The 20,447-nt window shown below is 52.0% G+C and carries 18 protein-coding genes; 5 read left to right on the plus strand and 13 right to left on the minus strand.

The window, feature by feature from the left end; translation table 11 throughout:
- The first annotated feature begins 551 nt into the window (after positions 1–551).
- Both B5E66_RS09470 and B5E66_RS09475 read left to right on the plus strand, forming a co-directional pair.
- A complete protein-coding gene (locus B5E66_RS09470) occupies positions 552–1,661 on the plus strand; it encodes a hypothetical protein (RefSeq protein ID WP_087232043.1) in 1,110 nt (369 codons plus the stop codon).
- Positions 1,662–1,739: 78 nt separating this feature from the next.
- Positions 1,740–2,108 (plus strand): hypothetical protein, encoded by a 369-nt coding sequence (locus tag B5E66_RS09475; RefSeq protein WP_087232046.1) that lies wholly within the window; start codon positions 1,740–1,742, stop codon positions 2,106–2,108.
- A 165-nt stretch (positions 2,109–2,273) separates the two neighbouring features.
- On the opposite strand, the gene B5E66_RS09480 is transcribed toward B5E66_RS09475, so the two are convergent.
- The 6 genes from B5E66_RS09480 to B5E66_RS09510 all read right to left on the minus strand — a co-directional run bounded on the left by B5E66_RS09480 (position 2,274) and on the right by B5E66_RS09510 (position 6,475).
- Entirely contained in the window at positions 2,274–3,632 is a 1,359-nt protein-coding gene (locus B5E66_RS09480) for an IS1182 family transposase (protein ID WP_087232049.1), read from the minus strand.
- Between the two features lie 97 nt (positions 3,633–3,729).
- Positions 3,730–4,293, minus strand: coding sequence for a recombinase family protein (locus B5E66_RS09485; protein WP_087232052.1), 564 nt, complete (start codon positions 4,291–4,293; stop codon positions 3,730–3,732).
- A gap of 185 nt (positions 4,294–4,478) precedes the next feature.
- Positions 4,479–4,811: a hypothetical protein gene (locus tag B5E66_RS09490; RefSeq protein WP_087232055.1), complete on the minus strand. Its 333-nt coding sequence runs from the start codon at positions 4,809–4,811 to the stop codon at positions 4,479–4,481.
- Between the two features lie 20 nt (positions 4,812–4,831).
- On the minus strand, positions 4,832–5,035 hold the full coding sequence (locus tag B5E66_RS13640) for a helix-turn-helix domain-containing protein (protein ID WP_087232058.1): 204 nt from the start codon (positions 5,033–5,035) through the stop codon (positions 4,832–4,834).
- Positions 5,036–5,415: 380 nt separating this feature from the next.
- On the minus strand, positions 5,416–6,072 hold the full coding sequence (locus tag B5E66_RS09505; protein ID WP_087232064.1) for a SprT-like domain-containing protein: 657 nt from the start codon (positions 6,070–6,072) through the stop codon (positions 5,416–5,418).
- 127 nt (positions 6,073–6,199) lie between these two features.
- Positions 6,200–6,475 carry a hypothetical protein gene (locus B5E66_RS09510; protein ID WP_087232067.1) on the minus strand — a complete coding sequence of 92 codons (276 nt, stop codon included), beginning with the start codon at positions 6,473–6,475 and terminating at the stop codon, positions 6,200–6,202.
- 227 nt (positions 6,476–6,702) lie between these two features.
- Between B5E66_RS09510 and B5E66_RS12900 the strand changes: the two genes are divergently transcribed.
- Positions 6,703–6,960 carry a hypothetical protein gene (locus B5E66_RS12900; RefSeq protein ID WP_143406973.1) on the plus strand — a complete coding sequence of 86 codons (258 nt, stop codon included), beginning with the start codon at positions 6,703–6,705 and terminating at the stop codon, positions 6,958–6,960.
- A 1,388-nt stretch (positions 6,961–8,348) separates the two neighbouring features.
- On the opposite strand, the gene B5E66_RS12905 is transcribed toward B5E66_RS12900, so the two are convergent.
- On the minus strand, positions 8,349–8,789 hold the full coding sequence (locus B5E66_RS12905; RefSeq protein WP_143406974.1) for a hypothetical protein: 441 nt from the start codon (positions 8,787–8,789) through the stop codon (positions 8,349–8,351).
- Between the two features lie 374 nt (positions 8,790–9,163).
- Between B5E66_RS12905 and B5E66_RS09515 the strand changes: the two genes are divergently transcribed.
- Positions 9,164–9,442, plus strand: coding sequence for a helix-turn-helix domain-containing protein (locus tag B5E66_RS09515; RefSeq protein ID WP_087232168.1), 279 nt, complete (start codon positions 9,164–9,166; stop codon positions 9,440–9,442).
- 60 nt (positions 9,443–9,502) lie between these two features.
- On the opposite strand, the gene B5E66_RS09520 is transcribed toward B5E66_RS09515, so the two are convergent.
- The 3 genes from B5E66_RS09520 to ligA form a co-directional block, all read right to left on the minus strand.
- On the minus strand, positions 9,503–10,468 hold the full coding sequence (locus B5E66_RS09520; RefSeq protein ID WP_242958147.1) for a tyrosine-type recombinase/integrase: 966 nt from the start codon (positions 10,466–10,468) through the stop codon (positions 9,503–9,505).
- Positions 10,469–10,645: 177 nt separating this feature from the next.
- On the minus strand, positions 10,646–11,404 hold the full coding sequence (gene spo0A / locus B5E66_RS09525; protein WP_087232070.1) for a sporulation transcription factor Spo0A: 759 nt from the start codon (positions 11,402–11,404) through the stop codon (positions 10,646–10,648).
- Between the two features lie 204 nt (positions 11,405–11,608).
- Complete coding sequence (gene ligA, locus B5E66_RS09530; RefSeq protein WP_087232174.1) at positions 11,609–13,594, minus strand: NAD-dependent DNA ligase LigA; 1,986 nt, start codon at positions 13,592–13,594, stop codon at positions 11,609–11,611.
- Between the two features lie 219 nt (positions 13,595–13,813).
- On the opposite strand from ligA, the gene B5E66_RS09540 reads away from it, so the two are divergent.
- The gene (locus B5E66_RS09540; RefSeq protein WP_087232076.1) at positions 13,814–14,326 is read left to right on the plus strand and encodes a ferritin; all 513 of its coding nucleotides are present in this window, start codon (positions 13,814–13,816) and stop codon (positions 14,324–14,326) included.
- A gap of 471 nt (positions 14,327–14,797) precedes the next feature.
- On the opposite strand, the gene pfkA is transcribed toward B5E66_RS09540, so the two are convergent.
- The 3 genes from pfkA to whiA all read right to left on the minus strand — a co-directional run bounded on the left by pfkA (position 14,798) and on the right by whiA (position 20,444).
- A complete protein-coding gene (gene pfkA / locus B5E66_RS09545) occupies positions 14,798–15,772 on the minus strand; it encodes a 6-phosphofructokinase (RefSeq protein ID WP_087232079.1) in 975 nt (324 codons plus the stop codon).
- A gap of 239 nt (positions 15,773–16,011) precedes the next feature.
- Positions 16,012–19,518, minus strand: coding sequence for a DNA polymerase III subunit alpha (locus B5E66_RS09550; RefSeq protein WP_087232082.1), 3,507 nt, complete (start codon positions 19,516–19,518; stop codon positions 16,012–16,014).
- Positions 19,515–20,444: a DNA-binding protein WhiA gene (gene whiA / locus B5E66_RS09555; RefSeq protein WP_087232085.1), complete on the minus strand. Its 930-nt coding sequence runs from the start codon at positions 20,442–20,444 to the stop codon at positions 19,515–19,517. Before whiA ends, B5E66_RS09550 begins: the two co-directional genes overlap by 4 nt.
- Positions 20,445–20,447 lie beyond the last annotated feature (3 nt).

The raw sequence follows: 20,447 nt of genomic DNA on the forward strand, positions 1-20,447 counted from the left end.
CCAGCCCACCGGGGGCTGGGGGCCGCCCCCGCTATACAGCTTATAACAATGTAGGGATAAGATCATGAAAAAATTTGACACATAAATCTATAATACTTTATAATAAGATTTAGGTGTCAAATTCTACACTCTGCCACTTATGCGATAGTTATTTGGTTCTGATCTCACAAAGAGCCAATGGTAAAGTGCCAGCTTTGTAGGTTCGTTCTCTATCCTTTAGGTCGTGGGCAAGAGTCGGCTAGCGCCTACGTTGTCTCGGCCTTACGGCCTCGACCGCCCATCGTTCCTTTTTAAGTTTTTTCACTCCGCTGCGCTCCGTGAAAAGAACTTAAAAAGCAAGCCAATGTCAGTTGGGTGGGGGTGGGGGTATAAGGAAAAGCATAGTAAATTTTTCGTATGCATCTCTGAAGGTCAAAGAGGGAGGACTATAGGGGCAGACCCCCTCTCTTTCCTTATTTCTTATGGCGTTCTTATAGCTAAAAGCAACAAGAAAACTTTGCATAACGTTGCTTACAGCATAAAAAGCTAATACATAGAAAGGAGAGCGGTTTATGGAATTAAACCTCAGCAAAATTACTGCTACTCTATCAGTAGGTCAACAATTCAAAAATTATAATGAGCTTTGTTCAACCTTGCATCTTGCTCCTAAAGGTGGTAATGGCAAAAAGTTGCAGATGCAAGAGATTGAACGCTTCATGAGTCTTGAGAAGCAAGGGCACAAGTTTATCATCAAAGAGATATACTCTACTCCCAAAGAAAAAAAGGCCAACAAGAGGAACATTAAGTACAAAGACTTGATCGAGTACCTGCTGGTTCAGCAGCTTTATGAACTGACACGAAATAATGAAAGCGAGAACATTGACATCATCTGTTGGTTTGATAACCTGACTTTTAATTTGAGCATGAGAAATGAAAATTTTGTACGATCACTCGCAGACAATCCGCTACTACAAGAATGGTTAAGCGATAACAACATATCGCCAGACATCTGCCAAACATTTTATTATGGTGCCAGACACATGTTAAAGAGCTATATTGATACTGCTCTGAGGAGCTTGGAAAAGAATTATGAGCTAGGATTCAAGAAAGAACAGCTGCTAATGAAATCTGGTCATTCAAGGTTCTTAACAGAAGAAGAAAGCAACTGGTATCGAGAAGCAGTGAAGGAAACAATAGACTCTTTCAATGCGCCGTCGCTAATAGGATTTGGCAAGCCTCTTATCAAAGAGAAAGAGTATTTCACTCTTAAAGATGTCATTCTGCATAAGAAGATAGATGACTTCTACGAACGCTTGAGCGAAAAGATCGCAGATTATTTTGGTGACGGCTTCAGAATTTATGAGGTCTACAGAATCTCCACAACTTCTAAGCTCATAGATTATGCTAAAAATCGGGTAAGCAGCTATGAAGAGCTGTTAGCAGGAGCTATCACTCTCAATGGCCTTCTGTGTGACGGAATGAAAGAAAGTAAGTTTCTGTTGGCACAGAATAAAATCACCCCAGAGCAAAGAAAAGCTCTGATCGACTGGATGATTGCTATTGATGCAAATGATTATGAGAAGCACATAGATGCACTATTAAACGGGAAAGGACTTCGTGATGCCCTTGTTATCGAAGAAATAACCAAGTACTTTCTTTGGAAAGAAGATCAACAATCATAAGCAGCATCATATCCAGCAATCTAATAAGCCGTATTGGAGTGATTGATATAAGTTATATAAAGAAAGGAAGATATTATTATGACTAAAAATGTTAAATCTACAAGACCCCAAGCAAAAGAAGATTACAACATGACTATTGACGCATTGGGAGAAGTTATTTCGGGTGATGAAGTTACAAAGGCATATCACCTATACCCATCTCTGGTTCATAGCATTGAAGAATACCTACCAGGCATTGATCTTGATTCGATTAAAGGTGAAATAGAAATCGCAACGCTAGACATTATACGGTATGGTAAGAAGCATAAGCAACAGGCAGAAAGTTACATGATAAGCCGAATCACCAAGTTAATTACCGAACTAATGAAAAGCAGCTCCGTGCAGCTTGATTGGCAAACAAATTATTGCTTACCGTCAATTATAAATTCATTAAAAAGTGAAGTTTAAAACAAATTACAGAGCAAATTCCAGCAGGCAGCTTTCATCAGCTCATTTTTGAGCCGATTGCAATATCCGTTCCCGCCGGGAATCAATAGAGGGTAAGGGAGCCCCAAAACGGAGCTGTTGACAAAAGGGCTCCAAAAGATCATCAGCCCCTTCAGAAGAAGGTTTTCACGCAAAAGAAAAAGGCCGGATTGCGGCCTTCACCAGTCGTATTAAGTTCATAGCGCATGCAGACAAGAGGCATTGCTCGGTTACTCGTTCAATGCCTCGTTTGTATGTCCACCTTAAATTGTGCTCTGATTTCTGGTGGGAGAAATTGCCTTCGCACCAGATCTTCCGCAGTCTCAGTGCAGCAAAGTATTCTGGTGTGTTCAGATTTTTCATCTGCTCCTGCCTGGCTTCTTCATGCATCAGGCGCTCAATGAGGCGGCTATTTTTGGAATTACCCATGCACTGTTGTCGGCATGGACAGATGCTGCAGTCTTTCTTTGCAGCCAGATATCTCTTCTTTTGGCTTTTCTTGCTATAACAAGAATATTCCAATATTTTTCCTTGTGGACAGACATAGAAATCTTTTTCTGAATTGTAGTTGAACGCCTCCGGTTCAAAGCCAGTTGTGTGAGAAGAAGCATTGTTGGGCTTTCTCTTTTTGGGAATATATGTTCGAATCCCGCGCTTTAACATGGCATCATACACTTCGCTGTTGTCATAACCAGCATCCGCGCAGATGGCTTCTGTTTTAAAGCCAAACTTATCAATCTGTGTTTCCAGTCGACTGGTATGAGGTGTGCAGTCATTGACATTCCCGGGCGTAACGAAAACATCTGTAATAATACCACATTCAGCATCACTGGTCTGGTGGTTCAGATAACAGAAAGCGTTGGGTTTTCCTGGACGATTCATAAGTCCTGATTCCGGATCAGTGGTACTCTTAATAATAGTTTTGGTCTTTTCTGGATATGTGACAGCTTCATCCAGCAGACCTGCTTCCAGAGCTTCCCGGTCCAGCTTTTTCACATACTCAGAAGGCGTGTCTGGAACCTCGATAACTTCCCGTTTTTCCTTTGCCGCATTTGCAAGAATGTGTGTAGAATCTGTCAGCAGAAGCTTTCCTGATACCAGTCCAGCAGCCATACATTTGCGGACAACTTCGTCAAAAATATCTTGAAACAGGGTTGTCTTCCCGAATTTTCGGCGTCGAAGCTGAGAAACGGTAGAATGATCCGGAACAGGCTCGTCAAAGTCGATTCCCAGAAACCAACGGAAAGCGATATTTATTCGAACTTCCTGCTCCAGCTTCCGCTCAGAAGGAATACCGTACAGGTATCCCAAAAGGAGCATTTTTACCAGAAGCACAGGATCAACGGAAGGTCGTCCCACTTTGGCGTATAGCGGTTCAACGATATCGTAAATGAAGCTGAAATCCACACACTGCTCCAAATTGCGAAGGAAATGACTTTCCGGCATCAGTTCCTCCAGCGTCAAAAAGGTCATTTTCAGTTGTTTGCTGCCGTCTCGTCTCATCATACGCTTCACACTCGTTTTTTCTTTATTGTACCATGGTTCAGATGATAAAGCGAGATTTCAGAGTTTGTCAACAGCTCCAAAACGGGGCCCCCTTTTGTTATTGCTTGATGCCGTACTCTTTCAGCATCCGATCCAGTGTCGGCCTGGACACATGGAGTGCTTTGGCAAACTGTCCTTTATTCAATTCCCGGCGGGTATACCTGGCATAAAGTGCGGGAAATTCCTCTGTGATAGCAACCTTCTTGCGCCCTTTGTAGACGCCGTTTCGTTTGGCAATGGCAATTCCTTCCCGCTGCCTGTCAAGAAGATTCTGCCGTTCAAATTCATTGATGGCGGCTATCATGGTAAGCATCAACTTTCCTGTAGGCGTCCCTGTGTCCAGCTTCTCTTTGTTGCTAATAAGATGAACGCCCTTCTTTTGCAGCTGTTCTACCAGTTCCAGCAGGTCTTTGGTGCTTCTAGCAAGACGGCTAAAGTCATGAATGTACACGGTGTCCCCTTCCCGCACAAAGTCCAGCATGGCTTTAAGCTGTGGACGTTCCGTGTTCTTGCCGCTGATCTTCTCCGTAAACCATTTCTCAATGTTGTGTTGCTTCAGGGCTTCAATCTGCCGCGCTTCATTTTGTTCTTCCGTGCTGACACGCACATAAGCCACTCGCATTTGATTCAGTCCTTTCAAAATAGCCTTAGAGCTGCCCTGCAAAATTGAAAAGAATTGCCAAACCGACTTTATTTTTCAATCCTAACAGGGGCTCCAAGGCTGCAAATTAGAGTACACTCTATTTTAATAGGTAGGGAGAACGATCTATTCACTGTATTAAAGTGAGCAGGAATCGTTATCAAGTCCTAGCACTGGGTTCTTTGGTAAAGTGCCAGGGCAATCTTCCCTTTAATTTCATCCGATGAAAGCACACCTTCAGCTGACCATCCATAGTCCTTATAATTAAAGGTGAACGCATTGCCAGCCAATGTAATGCCTCCATCCACACAGCCTGGCGGATTCAGCTTGTATTTGATGATGGAATAGTCCTCGCTGTTCACAAGCGTGAACAGTTCAGTTTGCACATTCATGTGAAACCATGCGCTGCCGCTGCATGGAGCATGAAAACAGGCCAGCTTATAGCTCTTGATGAAAGCATAGAGCTCTTGTGCGGTAAACGTCCTCTTTGTGTTCTTCATATAGCCTCACTCCCTTCTTTTCAATAGGAAAGTCCCAGCAACCAGTCGGAAGATACATCAAAGCATTTACATATCCCAATGATTGCATCATAAGAGGGAAGTTTTCTTCCCCGTTCCCATGCTACTACTGCCTCACGGGAGTAATTCAGCATGGATGCCAGTTGATTCTGTGTCATGTTCCGCTCTATACGCAAAGTTCGTAGATGCTTGGGAAAATCATTCATAGCCTGATCTGTCCCCCTTTCAGCTTAGAGCATCCAGTGTGATGATGCTATTGATAGTGGCAATTTCGTACTCTGTAATATCATTCAAGCACGGTATGCGTTCCATATGCAAGATGATGTCCAGGTCAATGGACAGACACCTGTTGTGGTTTGCAATGACAATGCTACCATCTTCACGGTAACAGGCTACACGCTCCATGTGGAAAGCATCTGTGCTGTGTGGCGTGTCTATGACGCCTGTAACGGTCTTACCGTTTATTTCTGTTACAAAGTAGTTGATGGATATATAAGGATAAGGCATTTTCTGATCCTCACTTGAAAACTAGTTTTTAAAATAATGCCTACTCTCACTCGGCCTGTCCATCTCTGTCTGCTGACTGCTACTCTGTCAGCTCAAAGGGTACGTTGCAATCCATGCACAGAACTTTTACCATCTTCGTGCTGCGGATGATAGTTTTACATTTAGGGCAAACCCACCTCTTATAGCTGCTGGGACGTTTGGGCCCTCTGGGAGCTCCTGTCTCACCTGTTCCCGCAGCTGTCCCCCTGGGGCCTGCAAAATCACTTAGCAACAGCTTTTCTTCCATCTGAATGTCTGTCCAGCCTTCACTAATAATGAAGTCCAGCAATTCTTCTGTGGGGCTTGTAATTGTCCAGCCATATTTTGGGTGCTGTTCAATGTGCAGGCCGTGTGCTTCTGCTGCATCCTTGAAGCGCTTGTTATGATACACTCCATTGTTGCTTGTGTCCTTGATGCCATTCTCCATGCAGTACAGGTGCACCATCTCATGCAGCAAGGTTGCTGTCGTATCTTCAATGGGGCGGGAAAGTGTGGCAGTGCTTATGTTTATCTCGTACCTATGTTCTGTGCCTGCCTGCCAGACCTTGCCGCAGGTGAAATGCCCATAGGCTCCCGGGGTTTTCTTCAGGCTGATAATGGGCTCTGATAGCTCTCCATTGAAATAATGTACATTCAACTCACGGAACATCTTTTCAAGCTGTCCAGCTGTGCGGGAGGTCTTAACGGTCTGTTTCATGATGTTTCCCTCTGTTCTCTTGAAAAAAGAAAGGGGCGATGTTATACTATCTATACACCGCCCCTTTGGCGGTTATCGTGGAGCCTGTACAGTGAAACTTTGGTCGGTGTCTACTGTATGGGCTCTTTTAGTTAATGGTGAGGCGCTTGCCTGAAACAGTTTTGCTGTACTGTTCATACAGTGCAGGGGCCACGGTCTTGATGGCTTTGCTGTCCAGCCTTGTCTGTGTGTAGTCGGTGAGCTTGATCTTGTGGCATCCGACTTCCAGGCTGTTTGTGTCCCGGCGGGCCAGCTCTTCCTTGATGCGATCACGGATGGCCTCTTGCTCTGCCTGTGCTGCTTCAATCAGCTGTGCAGCCTCTTTGTACTGTTCTACCAGTGCAAGCAAATTGTCCATACTCATTGTGTTGTTCCTCCTATTATGTAGTAGTGTGAACTGTTGTTCACTTGATGGGGTGTGAGGCCGTGGAGCCCTGTCCCTGAGGACACCTAAAGTATAGCATTTTATGGGCCCATAAACAATAGGCAAAATATACAAGCGTTATGGGCCCATAAAACATCAAATGTAGCACAATGTACAAACAGCTGAAAAATTGACGATATACTGATAAAAGCAAAAGGCGGTTAAACATGGCAAATATTAGAAAGTATAAAAATACAGATGAAGCAAAACAGGCGCAAAGAGAACAAAGAGCGCGATATATCGAAACCAACCTAGTAGAGATAAAAGCCAAGCTGCCCAAAGAGTACAAGCCAAAACTTGAATATATAGCTCAAAGAATGAATACAAGTAAAGCACAAGTGCTAAAAACACTCATAGATATAAAATACAATGAACTGATAGAAGCAGAGTCACAACAGCCAAGCCCTGAAGAATCTGATACCTGATAAAAAGAACCCGCTGGGGTAGTTTCCATTTCCAGGAAACATAAGCCCCAGCGGGATTGTTCTGTAGGAAAATCTAAAATATTAGCTTCAAAATTCACGTCCGTATATTTATACGATATATCGTTATTTATTCACATATAGCTCAAATTTCACAGTGAATTACAGGAATTTCTGCAAAGAACATCCTCACATGAAGAATTTGCCATGGAAGGCTTATACTCAAATTTTCCCATAACTCATGGGAGATTTTAGGCTATACGGCGATGCTAAGCACCAGTTCTCAAATGCCAACCAATCATCGCCATTTTTGGCAAACTGCTTTAGGAGCGGGAAATTTCCTGCCCCCTGCCTGGAAAGCATCTGCACGCAATCACTTTGTTTCGGCGCTTCTGCTGAAAGATCGGATGTATTGCCACTTGTCACAACAAGACAAGAAGTTCCCCTACAAATTTGGGGAAACTCAACCAGCGCAAAATTGCGCCCGTTAATGGAGTAGTAGATTTCCCAACTTGTGGGGAAAGATATTCAATCCAAAAGCTCTTTAGCGTCGCCACTTGTGCGATGGAAAGTGTAAGGGCAAAGGAGAGTCAAATTTGACGCCCCTTGATGAGCGTTGGCTTTGAAAGTTATGGACAAAAATGTCCAATAGCTGTTGCTTGGCGCAAAATTGCGCTCAGTCCAAATTTGGATTCAGTACTTTTTTGTACAGGTTGCCTATTGGTCGTTTTTGAGCGTAAGTCAGAGAGGCCAAAGGGAGGACGAGATTTCGTCCCCCTTCTAATCAAAAAGAAGGGCCAGATTTGACCCCTCCCGGTTTTTGAGTAATATAGGGTGCGTCAAATTTGACGCAAGGGTCATCAATTCAGTGACCCATTCTTATCGGATTCCCAAAACAGGAACCTGACCCGTCGTTTTGACTGGTCAGGTTTTTTTCTTCCTTTGCTAATAGAAAATAGGATGTGTTCTGCTGAAAGGCAAAAACTGTTCACGCAATGGTGTAATCTTCTATTTCTATGGTTCGGAAATAGAGAATTGAAGCTGAAACAACGCATCTCACAGGATTCTCTAAAGATAATTGCAAAAGTACCTTTACCTAGCTCTAAGTCGCTGTCAATCACTCTGCTTCATTTCCGCTCCCGGCGGGCCAAACATAAGAGACAAGGGAGATGTTGTGCTTTTTCTCTCTTAAAACTTAGTATTCAAAACAGCTTTTGCTACAAATAGAAAGACCTCTACCTATTGAAAGGCAGAGGTCTTTAGTTTAGGTGTTAACTTTGCTTTTAAGCTGCATTATACAGCTTTACGGCCTTCCGCTTTACCAGAAGAAATGTAGTGCTCATAGTATTTTACATTGTCATCACCAAAAGCAGCTACAAGATCGGGATTGTTTAATATCCAGATAGCATATTCAGAATTTCAGACATTTCATTATAATGTTCAGTACAATAATATTCGGTTTCACCAGAAATTCCTATGATGGAATGTGTACCTTCCTTTGAACATACTTCACAAGTGTGTTTACTTGCTGTGCCTGTCCCAACATCTTCCTCCATCATACCAATAATATCCATTATTTCATCATAATGTTCTTGGCAATACCATTCTGTCTCACCCGATATTCCAGAATAAGATTTTATCCCTTCCCTCATACATCCATCCGCATCACAATAATGCATGATAGTAGCCTTAGAACCAGTCGATACACTACTAGAGCTTACAGAATTACTTTCAGGTTTATTAGAAATTGTTGTAAATATTACGCCACCTGCAAACAAAAGCATCGCCATACTAAAACATACAATAACCCCAGATATCAACTTGTGTTGCATCTGAAAACCTCCACTTCATTTCTTTGGACTTGAAATAACTTTCCATAACGCCCATACAATTAAAACCAGGAGCCACGCTCCACCAGTCGCCACTACCAAGAGAAGATTAATAATTACCATTAAGAATCCCATACTAACCATCCTTTTTATTACCCAGGAAGATGAAATGCGTTCAAATACTTTGCCAGTGCATGGAACACCAGCGACGCAAGCAAACTAGAACAAAGTAATAGCCCTATATTGTCTTTCCTCACCCCACCAGTGAACTATTTTCACAAGAATAACACAAGCTTGTCATTATGTCAAGCAATAGAGCCAAAATGATAAAGATAAATCAAATTGTCCAGCTATACTTGACAAAAGAGGTGTTGCACATGACTGCTGATCGAATCAAAACGCTGCGGGAAGCACGGGGTTGGACACAGGCTGAACTGGCACGGCGGTTGAATATGACACGCAACGGCGTTAATTCCTGGGAACAAGGACTGTCTATGCCCTCTCCCCCTCTACTTGTAGAGCTGGCAAAGCTGTTTTATGTGTCTACTGACTATCTGCTGGGACTTGAACCTCACCAGACTGTTAATGTAAGCGGGCTGGATGAAAAGGACGTGGCTCTGATTGCACAGCTGGCAGACCGATTGAGGGAACGCTGAACGGTCTTTATTTTAAATCTTAGCATTCAAAAAGGGCAAGCCTTTCACGGGCCTGCCCTTTTATTTTGTCATGTGATTCAGGGGACTGTGTTTCCTGTACAGCTCTGCCAGATCGTCCTGTGTGATGTCCAGATATGCCTGTTCTGTAATGGTCACACTGCTGTGCCCCAAAAGTCTGCTTAGCGTGTAAATATCTCCCCCATTCATCAAGAAGCGCTTAGCAAAGTTATTGCGGAACACATGAGGGTGAATGTTGGCAAGACCAACACGCTTTGCATATTTTGTTATATTTTTCTCAAAATTGGACACCTCTACGGGCTTTCCCTGATTTGTACAGAATAGGAAATCACTGTCTCTGTATCTGTCCTTGTACTTCAGCCATCTCTGAAGCATGGAAGCCATCTTGTCCGAGTAGAATACATATCTTCCCTTCTTGCCTTTCGTATGGTCAGAAGGCAGGTAGATACAGTGCTTTCTCAAATCCACATCTGTCACATGAATCAGCAGACATTCGCTGATCCGCATTCCTGTGTCCAGAAGTAGCTGTACAATAATGGAGTCTCTGTACTCGCTGAAATGGGATATATCCATACACTTCAGCAGCCTGCGGAAGTCCTCATCTGAGACAAACTCAAGAGGCTTTCTCTCCACTTTGAGGTAGTCTCCCTTCTTGATCGGGGAGCGCAGCATCAAACCTTCTTCCACACACCAGTTGAAGAATACACTCATATTCCTCAAGTAATTATTGATGGTCGTAGGAGATACTTTCTTTCCGTAGTCTCTCCGGCGTTCTGGACAGTTACTGCTGTATGAGCTGACAGCTACGGTGTACTTTCCTCTCTGTTGAATGCATCTGACATAATCTCGTATCACTGTGTGCGTGATCTGATCTATCTGGTGAATTCCCTGTGCATCCAGATACTGAATGAGTAGGCGCAGCGTCTGCTCATAACTGGCAATCGTTTTAACGGCCAGACCTTTTTCCGTACAGTGTTCTATAAAAATCTCGACATCCTGCAACAGCATACAGCCTCCTGTCTTCCCAAGCTTTCACCCAATGAATACAGGAAATTGGTTGCCCTGAGCCAAATAAATTGGTTGGCCTGGATCCATACGGCCATACGTTTTTTCAAAAATAGGTCGGCATGGATGTTGCCATGCAGGAAACAGCACCAGAAAAACGGGCTTTTTATCGCTGTTTTATCAGCCTGTGCGGCGTTTTTTGTCCAGACGCATTTTGTCGGCGATCATGGCGATGAACTCGCTGTTGGTGGGCTTGCCGCGCAGGCTGTGGACGGTGTAGCCGAAATAGTGGTTCAATGTCTCCACGTCGCCCCGGTCCCAGGCCACTTCAATGGCGTGACGGATGGCGCGTTCCACCCGGCTGGCGCTGGTGTTGTTCATCCGGGCGATCTCCGGATACAGGCGCTTGGTCACCGCGTTGATATAATCGGGATCGTTCATGGTCAGCAGGATCCCGTCCCGCAGGAACTGATAGCCCTTGATATGGGCCGGCACCCCGATCTGGTGCAGGATCTCGGTCACCGTCATCTCGTCGCTGTCTGCACTGGAATAGGCAGGCTGGCGGTTGCGTCCGGCCGCCGCTTTCAGCACACGGGCCGCGAGGATGTTCTCATCGAAAGGCTTGACAAAGTAGTAGGAGAACCCCGCATCCAGCAGCTCCTGGATCACGTTCTCACTCTGAAAGGCCCCTGTCACAAAGAAAGCTGTGCTCAGCTCCCCCGCGGTGTTGTAGCGCTGCTTGACCGTCAAAGCATCCAGCCCGGGCATAAAGGCGTCCAGAAGCACCACATGGGGACGAAGCACCAACATTTTCTGCAGTACCTTTAAACCGTCCTTTTCCACCACGGTCACTTCAATGCCTTTCTGCTCCAGCGCTTCCCGGCATAAAGGGGTGACATCCGGCCCCGTATCAGACATCAAAAATCTCACTTTGTCCATGATCGTTCCTCCAGCATGTGTCAAAAGGTTTCACAGCGGCAGGGCCGTCCGCGCCCGACAGGGCAGCGGACAGTCCGTGGAAATGTCCCAGCACAATGGATTTTACCATAATTTCCCAGTTACTTCAACAGTATAAATTGGCAATTTTTGGAAATTACAGTCATCTGCCAACCGCCTTTTGTCCTGCAGCACAGCTTCGACAGGTTACGATCCGATCATCGACAAAAACTCCGCCTCGCTGAGCACCGGCACACCCAGCTGGCGGGCCTTGTCCAGCTTGCTGCCGGCGGCCTCGCCTGCCAGTACATAGGCTGTCTTTTTGGACACCGAGCTGCTGGCCTTGCCCCCGTTCTGAACGATCATCGCCTCGGCTTCCTTGCGGGAAAGGGTGGGCAGCGTCCCGGTCACAACGATGGTCTTGCCGGCCAGTTTATCGGTGCGCACCTGGCCCTGCCACCGCATATTCACTCCCTGGGCGGCCAGACGCCGCACCAGGTCGGCAGTCCCCTCCCGGGCGAAGAACTCCACCACACTCTGGGCCATCACCGCGCCAAATCCGTCGATCTCACAGATCTGCTCTGCGGTGGCGGCGGCCACTGCCTCCATCGTGCCAAAGTGACCCGCCAGCAGGGCGGCGGCCTTGTCGCCGATGTTTCGGATCCCCAGGCCGAACAGCAGCTTGTCCAGGTTGTTCTCCTTGCTGTGGGCAATGGCCGCCAGCAGGTTGTCGGCGCTCTTGTCCTTGAACTTGTCCAGGGTCAGCAGCTGCTCCCGGGTCAGGGTATACAGGTCTGCGGCCGAGCGCACCAGGCCCCGGTCCACCAGTTGGGTGCATACCGCCACTCCCAGCCCGTCGATGTCCATGGCATCCCGGGAGGCAAAATGGATCAGGTTGCGCAGGGCCTGGGCGGGGCACTCGGGGTTGACACAGCGCAGGGCAGCTTCATCGGCCAGATGGGCCACAGGCGCCCCGCAGCTGGGGCAGACGGCAGGCATCTGCCAAGGCTGCGCCTCCGGAGCGTGGGCGGTCACACCGATCACCTCGGGGATGATCTCCCCTGCCTTCCGCACCTGGATGGTGTCCCCGATGCACAGACCAAGCTGCCGGATAAAATCCTCGTTGTGCAGCGTCGCCCGGGACACGGTGGTGCCCGCCAGGGTGACCGGCTCAAAGGAAGCCGTCGGGGTCAGCACGCCGGTGCGGCCCACCGCCACCTCGATGTCCAACAGTTTGGTCTCCTTGACCTCGGGGGGGTACTTGAATGCAATGGCCCACCGCGGGAATTTGGCAGTGGAGCCCAGCTGGGTCCGCTGGGCCAGGCTGTCCACCTTGATCACCGCGCCGTCCATGTCGAACCCCAGGGCTGCACGCTCTGTGCCGATCTGCTCGATCTCCGCAATGGCGTCCTCGATGTTGTCCACCAGGTGATACCGGGGAGACACCGGCAGCCCCAGCTGTTTCAGATAGTCCAGGCTGGCGGCATGGCTGGTCAGCTCCATCCCCCGCACCTGCTGCACATTGAAAATGAAGATGCCCAGACCACGGCTGCCTGTCACCTTGGGGTCTTTCTGGCGCAGGCTGCCGGCGGCGGCGTTGCGGGGATTTTTGAAGGGGGCCGCTCCCTGCAGTTCCTGTTCTTCGCATAGCTTCTGGAACGCCTTGTGAGGCATATACACTTCACCGCGCACCTCCAGATAGGCGGGGGCCCCTTCCTTCAAAGTCTTGGGGATGCTGCGGATGGCCCGCACGTTGGGGGTCACATCCTCCCCCACCTCGCCGTCCCCCCGGGTGGAGGCCCGTACCAGCTGGCCATTCTCATACTCCAGGCTGCAGGACAACCCATCGATCTTGATCTCCACCACGTACTGTGGCTGGATCCCTGCGTCCCGCACACGGCGGTCAAAGTCCCGCAGTTCGTCGTAGCTGAATGCATCCAGCAGGCTCTCCATTTTGACCGTGTGGGTCACCTTGGCAAAGCGGCCGCTGGGGGTGCCGCCCACGTGCTGGGTGGGGGAATCGGGGGTGACCAACTGAGGGTACTCCGCCTCGATCTGACGCAGCTCCCGCATCAGGTCGTCGTACTGGAAATCTTCCAGCTGGGGGGCGTCCTGGTCGTAGTACAGGCGGTTGTTGTATTCGATGACCCGCCGCAGCTCCTGTGCACGCTGGCGGGCCTGTTCCAGTTCCATCATAGATCCTCTCCTTCCGCCCCGGCAGCCGGGGCCTCTCTTACATAATACCATAAAACGCCCGGGAAGGGAACGTTCCAACCGGAATCCATCTCTTTTAAAAATGTGACCCGCTCACAGGGAAGGTTGACTTTCCCGCCGTTCCATGCTATGATTAGTACATACAAACCACACGGCTGCACCCGCAGCCTTTTGACCATACACAGGAGGTTCTTTGCCATGGATCAGAAAGTTTATGAACTGCTCAACGCCCAGATCAACAAGGAGTTCTACTCCGCCTACCTCTATCTGGAGATCGCCAACTACTATGACGCCAAGGGCCTGGACGGCTTTGCCAACTGGTACGAGATCCAGGCCAAGGAAGAACAGGATCACGCCATGCTGTTCTACCGCTACCTGCACAACAACGGCCAGCCGGTGGTGCTGGACACCATCCAGAAGCCTGAGACCAACTTCACCGACCTGATCGGCCCTCTGAAGGCTGCCCTGGGCCATGAAAAGTATGTCACCAGTCTCATCAACGCCATCTATGCGGCTGCTGTGGAGGCCAAGGACTACCGCACCGTCCAGTTCCTGGATTGGTTCATCAAGGAGCAGGGCGAGGAGGAAAAGAACTCCGCCGACCAGATCACCAAGATGGAGCTGTACGGCGGCGATGCCCGCAGCCTCTATATGCTGAACAGCGAGCTGCTGAGCCGTACTTACACCGCACCTTCCCTGACTTTGGACTAAGGTGTATCTGAAAAAACGCAACGCTGTGTTCCATTCTGCCAAAAACGCCCATCTGCCTTGCATTTGGGCATTTTGACTTCAGATACACCCTAAAAGCAAGCCGTTCATTCCACATCCGCGCCCCCGTTCCTCTGCGAACGGGGGCTTTTTCTGTCGATGCAAAAAAGGTCCCTCTTACGTTGATTTTACATCTACGTAAGAGGGACTTCTTTTTCGCTTTTCCGAAACGTCGTCCGGCACCGCCCGGGGGTATGCAGATAGGCAGGCCCGATCGGCGTTTTGGGTGATTGTGAATCACCACGCGTTATACAATTCGTATTATCGTGCTTTTTATAGTCGTTCCTGCGTTGTTTTTAAACAAAAGCGCGCGGCACAGGCTTTTGCACCTGCGCCGCGCGCCGGAATGTAGTAACTTTATGTTTCAGACAGGAAGAGCCTCAACCAGCCGGCCGGCCTCTCCCCTGCCCTGCATCAGATCGAAATGGTATTGCAGACATCCAGCAGCACCGGGTCCAGACCCTTGGTCATCTCCAGGGCCTCGTCCACCGGGTAATCCACCAGCTGTTCGCCGCGCATACCCACGATGCGGTTGTACTTGCCCTCATCGATCAGGCAGACGGCGCGGTAGCCCATGGCCGAAGCGTTCACGCGGTCCCGCAGGGTGGGCGAGCCGCCGCGCTGCACATGGCCCAGGATGGTGGCGCGGGAGTCGATGCCGGTGCGCGCCTGGATCTCGTTGGCGATCTCCTGGGCGTGGCCCACACCCTCGGCCACAATGATGATGAAGTGGTTCTTGCCGGTCTTTTTGGTCAGCTCGATCTTGTCCAGGATGTCCCGCTGCATATCGAACTCATATTCGGGCAGCAGCACTGCCATGGCGCCCGAGGCGATGGCCACGTTCAGTGCGATGTAGCCGGCGTTGCGGCCCATGACTTCCACGACGCTGCAGCGGTCGTGGCTCTGGGTGGTATCGCGCAGCTTGTCGATCATCTCCATGGCGGTGTTCATGGCGGTATCATAGCCCACCGTGTAATCGGTGCAGGCGATGTCGTTGTCGATGGTGCCGGGCAGGCCCACCATGGGGATGCCGCGGTGCGCCAGCTCACGGGCGCCGCGGTACGAACCGTCGCCGCCAATGACCACCAGCGCGTCGATGCCCAATTCACGGCACTTGGCCGCGCCCTTGTCCTGACCTTCTTTGGTCTTGAACTCCAGGCAGCGGGCCGTGTAAAGGATGGTGCCGCCGTCCTGGATGATGTTGGACACACTGCGCAGGTTCATCTCATAGCACTCGCCGTTCAGCAGGCCGTTGTAACCGCGCTGGATGCCGATCATCCGGTAGCCTTTGTGGATGCCGGTGCGCACGACAGCACGCACCGCGGCATTCATGCCAGGTGCATCGCCGCCGCTGGTCAGCACGCCGATGGATTTGATCTGTTTCTCCATAGTAGAAACCCTCCCATTCACATATTTCCCTTTTTGCCAGGGCCTTCTGGCCCTCTATGCTTTGGTCCTTCTTATCCATAGGCCGCGTGCCGGGACCCTGCCGCCCCAGCCGCGCCCGCAGCAAAGACCCGTCCCGCCGCAGCTGCAGCGGAACGGCCCCTTTGCCTTATTACAGACATTATAACACATTTCGCCCGGTTTGGGAACAGGGCACCCGTTTCGATTCACTCACATACATGTTATTTTGTTGCAACATTTTCAGCCCCCAGCAGCCGGCCCAGTTCCTGCATCAAAAGCGGATGGCCCGAGGTATACAGCCGGCGGGGGGCCGCCAGCTTCTTTTTTTCGTCCTCCAGATACAGCACCACCGGCATATCCCCGTCAAAGATCTCCAGCAGGTTGACCACCTTCTGATAGACCATCCCCTTGCGGGAGGGCAGGCGCAGGTACAGCCGTTTGGGTGCTTCCCGCAGCGGGTCGGGACGATAGCCGTCGGGCCGGGCAGGATCGTACCGGTCGATGGGGGTGACGGTCTCGGCCATCAGCTTGGCCGGCTCATCCTCCCGCACCGACAGCTTCCCTTCGATCACCACCACAGCGTTTTCCTGCAGGGCGTCCCGGTAGGTATCCAGCACCCGGGGAAAGACGATCACTTCCATGGTGCCGGTCAGGTCCTCCACGCTGGTGAAGGCCATCATCGAGTTGTTCTTGGTGGTCATCATCCGGTTTTTGACCACCGTGCAGACGATCTTGACCCGGGTGTTGTCCAGCTTGTGGGCGTCCTCCCCAGTCAGCATCTTGATGCTGTGGGAGGAAAAGCGGGCCGACTGCTCCCGATAGGCGTCCAGCGGGTGGCCCGACAGGTACAGCCCGCTGACCTCCTTTTCCATCCGCAGCAGCTCGCTGTGGGTGTATTCGGGCAGGGCTTTCATCTCATAGCCTTCCTGGGGAGCCGGGCCGTCCCCACCCACCATCACCGAGAACAGGTCCAGCTGGCCTTCCAGGTTCCGGCGCGCGTCGTTTTCCACGCTCTTGAGGATTCCTTCCACCGCTTCCACCTGGCTGTGGCGGGTGGCCCCCATCCCATCGAAGGCGCCCGCCTTGATGAGGCACTCCAGGGCGCGGCGGTTCAGCTCACTGCCATGCATCCGGCGGCAGAAATCGTACAGGCTGCGGAACGGCTCTTTCTCCCGTTCCTTCAGCACCCCTTCGATCAGGTTGCGGCCCACATTCTTGACAGCGTTCAGCCCGAAACGGATCTTCCCCTCCCCGTCGGCGGTGAAGCCGCCCGCCGACCGGTTGATGTCAGGGGGCAGCACCTTGATGCCCAGGCGCGCGCATTCGGCGGTGTACTCGATCACCTTGTCGGTGTTGTCCAGCACACTGGTCAGCAGCGCCGCCATGAACTCGGCGGGATAGTGGCACTTGAGGTAGGCGGTCTGGTAAGCCACATAGGCATAGCAGGCCGCATGGCTCTTGTTGAAGGCGTAGGAGGCAAAACTGGACATCTCGTCGTAGATCTCGTTGGCCACCTGCTCGGAGATGCCGTTGGCCACGCAGCCGGGGCACTCATGGCCCGGCTCGGTGCAGCCGTGGACGAAGTGTTCCCGCTCGGCCTCCATCACGTCGTGTTTCTTCTTGCTCATGGCCCGGCGGACGTTGTCGGCCTGGCCGAACGAGAAGCCCGCCAGCTCCCGAAAGATCTGCATCACCTGCTCCTGGTAGACGATGCAGCCGTTGGTGACGTCCAGGATATGGGCCAGCTGGGGGGTCTTGTAGCTGATCTTGTCCGGCTGATGGCGGTTGCGCAGATAGGTGGGGATGGAGTCCATCGGCCCGGGGCGGTACAGGCTGATCAGAGCGATGACATCTTCCAGGTTCTGGGGCTGCAGGCCCATCAGCACCTGCCGCATCCCCGTGGATTCGAGCTGGAACACGCCCTCGGTCTCGCCCCGGCCCAGCATTTCATAGGTAGCCTTGTCGTCGTAGTCCAGGCCGGACATACAGAAGCCGGGGTCCTTTTTCTGGGCGGCGGTCTCGGCGTCCCGGATGACCGTGAGGGTGCGCAGGCCCAGAAAATCCATCTTGAGCAGGCCCAGCTCCTCGATCTCGGTCATGTTGAACTGGGTCACCGGCAGGCCGTCGTTGGTGGCCAGGGGCAGGTAGTGATCCACCGGCTCCGGGGTGATGACCACCCCTGCCGCATGGGTGGATGCGTGCCGGGGCATCCCCTCCACCTTGGCGGCCGTGTCGATCAGCTCCCTGACCTGCGGGTCGATGTCGTAGAGCTTTTTCAGCTCACCGGACACCTCCAGCGCCCGCTTGAGGGTCATCTTGAGCTCCATGGGCACCAGCTTGGCCACCGTATCCACGCTCTGGTAGGGCAGGCCCATCACTCGGCCCACGTCCCGGATGGCATTGCGGGCGGCCATGGTGCCGAAGGTGACGATCTGGGCCACATGGTCCGAGCCGTATTTCCGGTTGACGTAGTCGATGACCTCCTGCCTCCGTTCGTAGCAGAAGTCCACATCAAAGTCGGGCATACTCACCCGCTCGGGGTTGAGGAAGCGCTCGAAGATCAGGTTGTAGCGGATGGGGTCGATGTCGGTGATGCCCACACAGTAAGCGGCGATGCTGCCCGCGCCCGAACCGCGCCCGGGACCTACCGGGATGTTCTGGCTTTTGGCAAAGTTGATGTAGTCGAAAACGATCAGATAGTAGTTGGTATACCCCATCGACCGGATGACGCCGATCTCATAGGACAGCCGGTCCTTATTGGCCTGGGGGACCTGAGGGCCGTACCGGCGCTCCAGTCCCTCCCAGCACAGCTTCTCAAAATAAGCCTGGTTGTCCATCCCGTCAGGGGCCTTGTAGTAGGGGATCTTGGTGTGCCCAAAGTCAAAATCGAAATCACACTGCTGGGCGATCCTGACCGTATTGGCGCAGGCCTCGGGGACCACGGCGAACAGGTCGTACATTTCCTGCGTGGTCTTGAGGTAGAATTCGTCGGTCTGGAACTCCATCCGGTCGGCGTCCTGGATGGTCTTACCCGTCTGGATGCACAGCAGGATCTCCTGCACGCGGGCGTCCTCCCTGCGCAGGTAGTGGGCGTCGTTGGTGGCCGCCATAGGGATGCCGGTATCCCGGGACAATCGGATCAGCTGGGGCAGTACCGTTTCATCCTCGGCCAGGTTGTGGTCCTGCAGCTCGATGTAGTAGTTGCCCGGACCGAACAGGTCATTGTACCACAGGGCCGCGGCCTTGGCCCGCTCATAATCCCCTGCCAGCAGGGCCTGTGGGACTTCTCCCGCCAGGCAGGCCGACAGGCAGATCAGGCCCTCGTGGTACTGCTCCAGCAGCTGCTTGTCCACCCGGGGCTTGGAATAGAACCCCTCGGTGAAGGCTGCCGACACCATCTTGATCAGGTTGCGGTAGCCCGTCTCGTTTTTGCACAGCAGGATCAGATGGTTGTTGCCGTCGATCTTGTTCACCTTGTCAAAGCGGGTACGGGTGGCCACATAGACCTCGCACCCGATGATGGGCTTGATGCCCGCCTTTTTGGCGGCCTTGTAGAACTGGACGCAGCCGTACATCACGCCGTGGTCGGTGCAGGCAATGGCGGTCTGGCCGCACTCCTTCACCCGGTCCATCAGCTGGTCGATGCGGCAGGCGCCGTCCAGCAGGCTGTATTCGGTGTGGACGTGCAGGTGCACGAACCCCTGTCCGTCTGCTTGGGTCTCGCTCATGATGCGGGTCTCCCTCCTTCCCTTCTGGTCCGCAGGTCGGCGGACAATTCCTCCAGCCGCTTGAGGCGGTGGGCCAGCCCCGACTTGCTGGGCCGCGGCTCCATCTTTTCACACAGGGCCGCCAGGGACAGCTCGGGGTACTCCAGCCGCTTGACGGCGGTCTGCCGCAGGGGCTCGGGCAGGGTATCCAGAGCGCCCTGCTGCTGCAGATAGCGCAGGGCCTTGATGGCCGAAGCGTTGGCCCGCACCGTCTTGCCCAGGTTGGCGGTCTCACAGTTGATCGAGCGGTTGACGCGGTTGCGCACCGACTTGACCGCCTGCTGGGTGCCCATCAGGCCGGCGGCCTGGCCGGCCCCCATAAAGACCAGCAACGCCTGGATATGGGCGCAGGCCTTGAGGTAGATGACATTCACCCCTTTGCGGCGGCTGCGCCGGGGGCCGAACTCGTGCTCGGCCAACAGAGCCTCAAAATCCCGCGCCAGATTGGTGCGGGGGGTGGTAAACTCCAGATGGTAGCCCTTTTGGGGATCGGTGACGGTGCCGCAGCACAAAAAAGCCGCCCCCACATAGGCGCTGACGCTGCGGGGGGTGCGGATGAGCGCAGGGTTGATCTGCAGACTGGGTTCGGCGCCGGTGGTGCCGAACAGGGCGTGCATCTGGGCCACCGGACCGGCCTGGTCGATCTTGAATTCATAGACGGGGCCGCTGGCGTGTTCCCGGCAGCGGATCTGTCCCTGGATGCCGCAGCAGGCAAAGCACTGCTGGGCATAGAGGGCTGTCTCCTCCTGCTCGGTCTGGATCACCAGACCCCTGGTGTCGAAATGTTTGGCAAAACAGGCCAGCCCATAACAGGCCGCCCGGACGTCGCTCTCACTGGTCAGTGCGCGCCGGGCGATCTCGCCCCTGGCCCCGGAAGCAAAGCTCATGCT

This window comes from Faecalibacterium sp. An121 (assembly GCF_002160915.1).
In the GTDB taxonomy this organism is placed as follows: Bacteria; Bacillota; Clostridia; order Oscillospirales; family Ruminococcaceae; genus Faecalibacterium; species Faecalibacterium avium.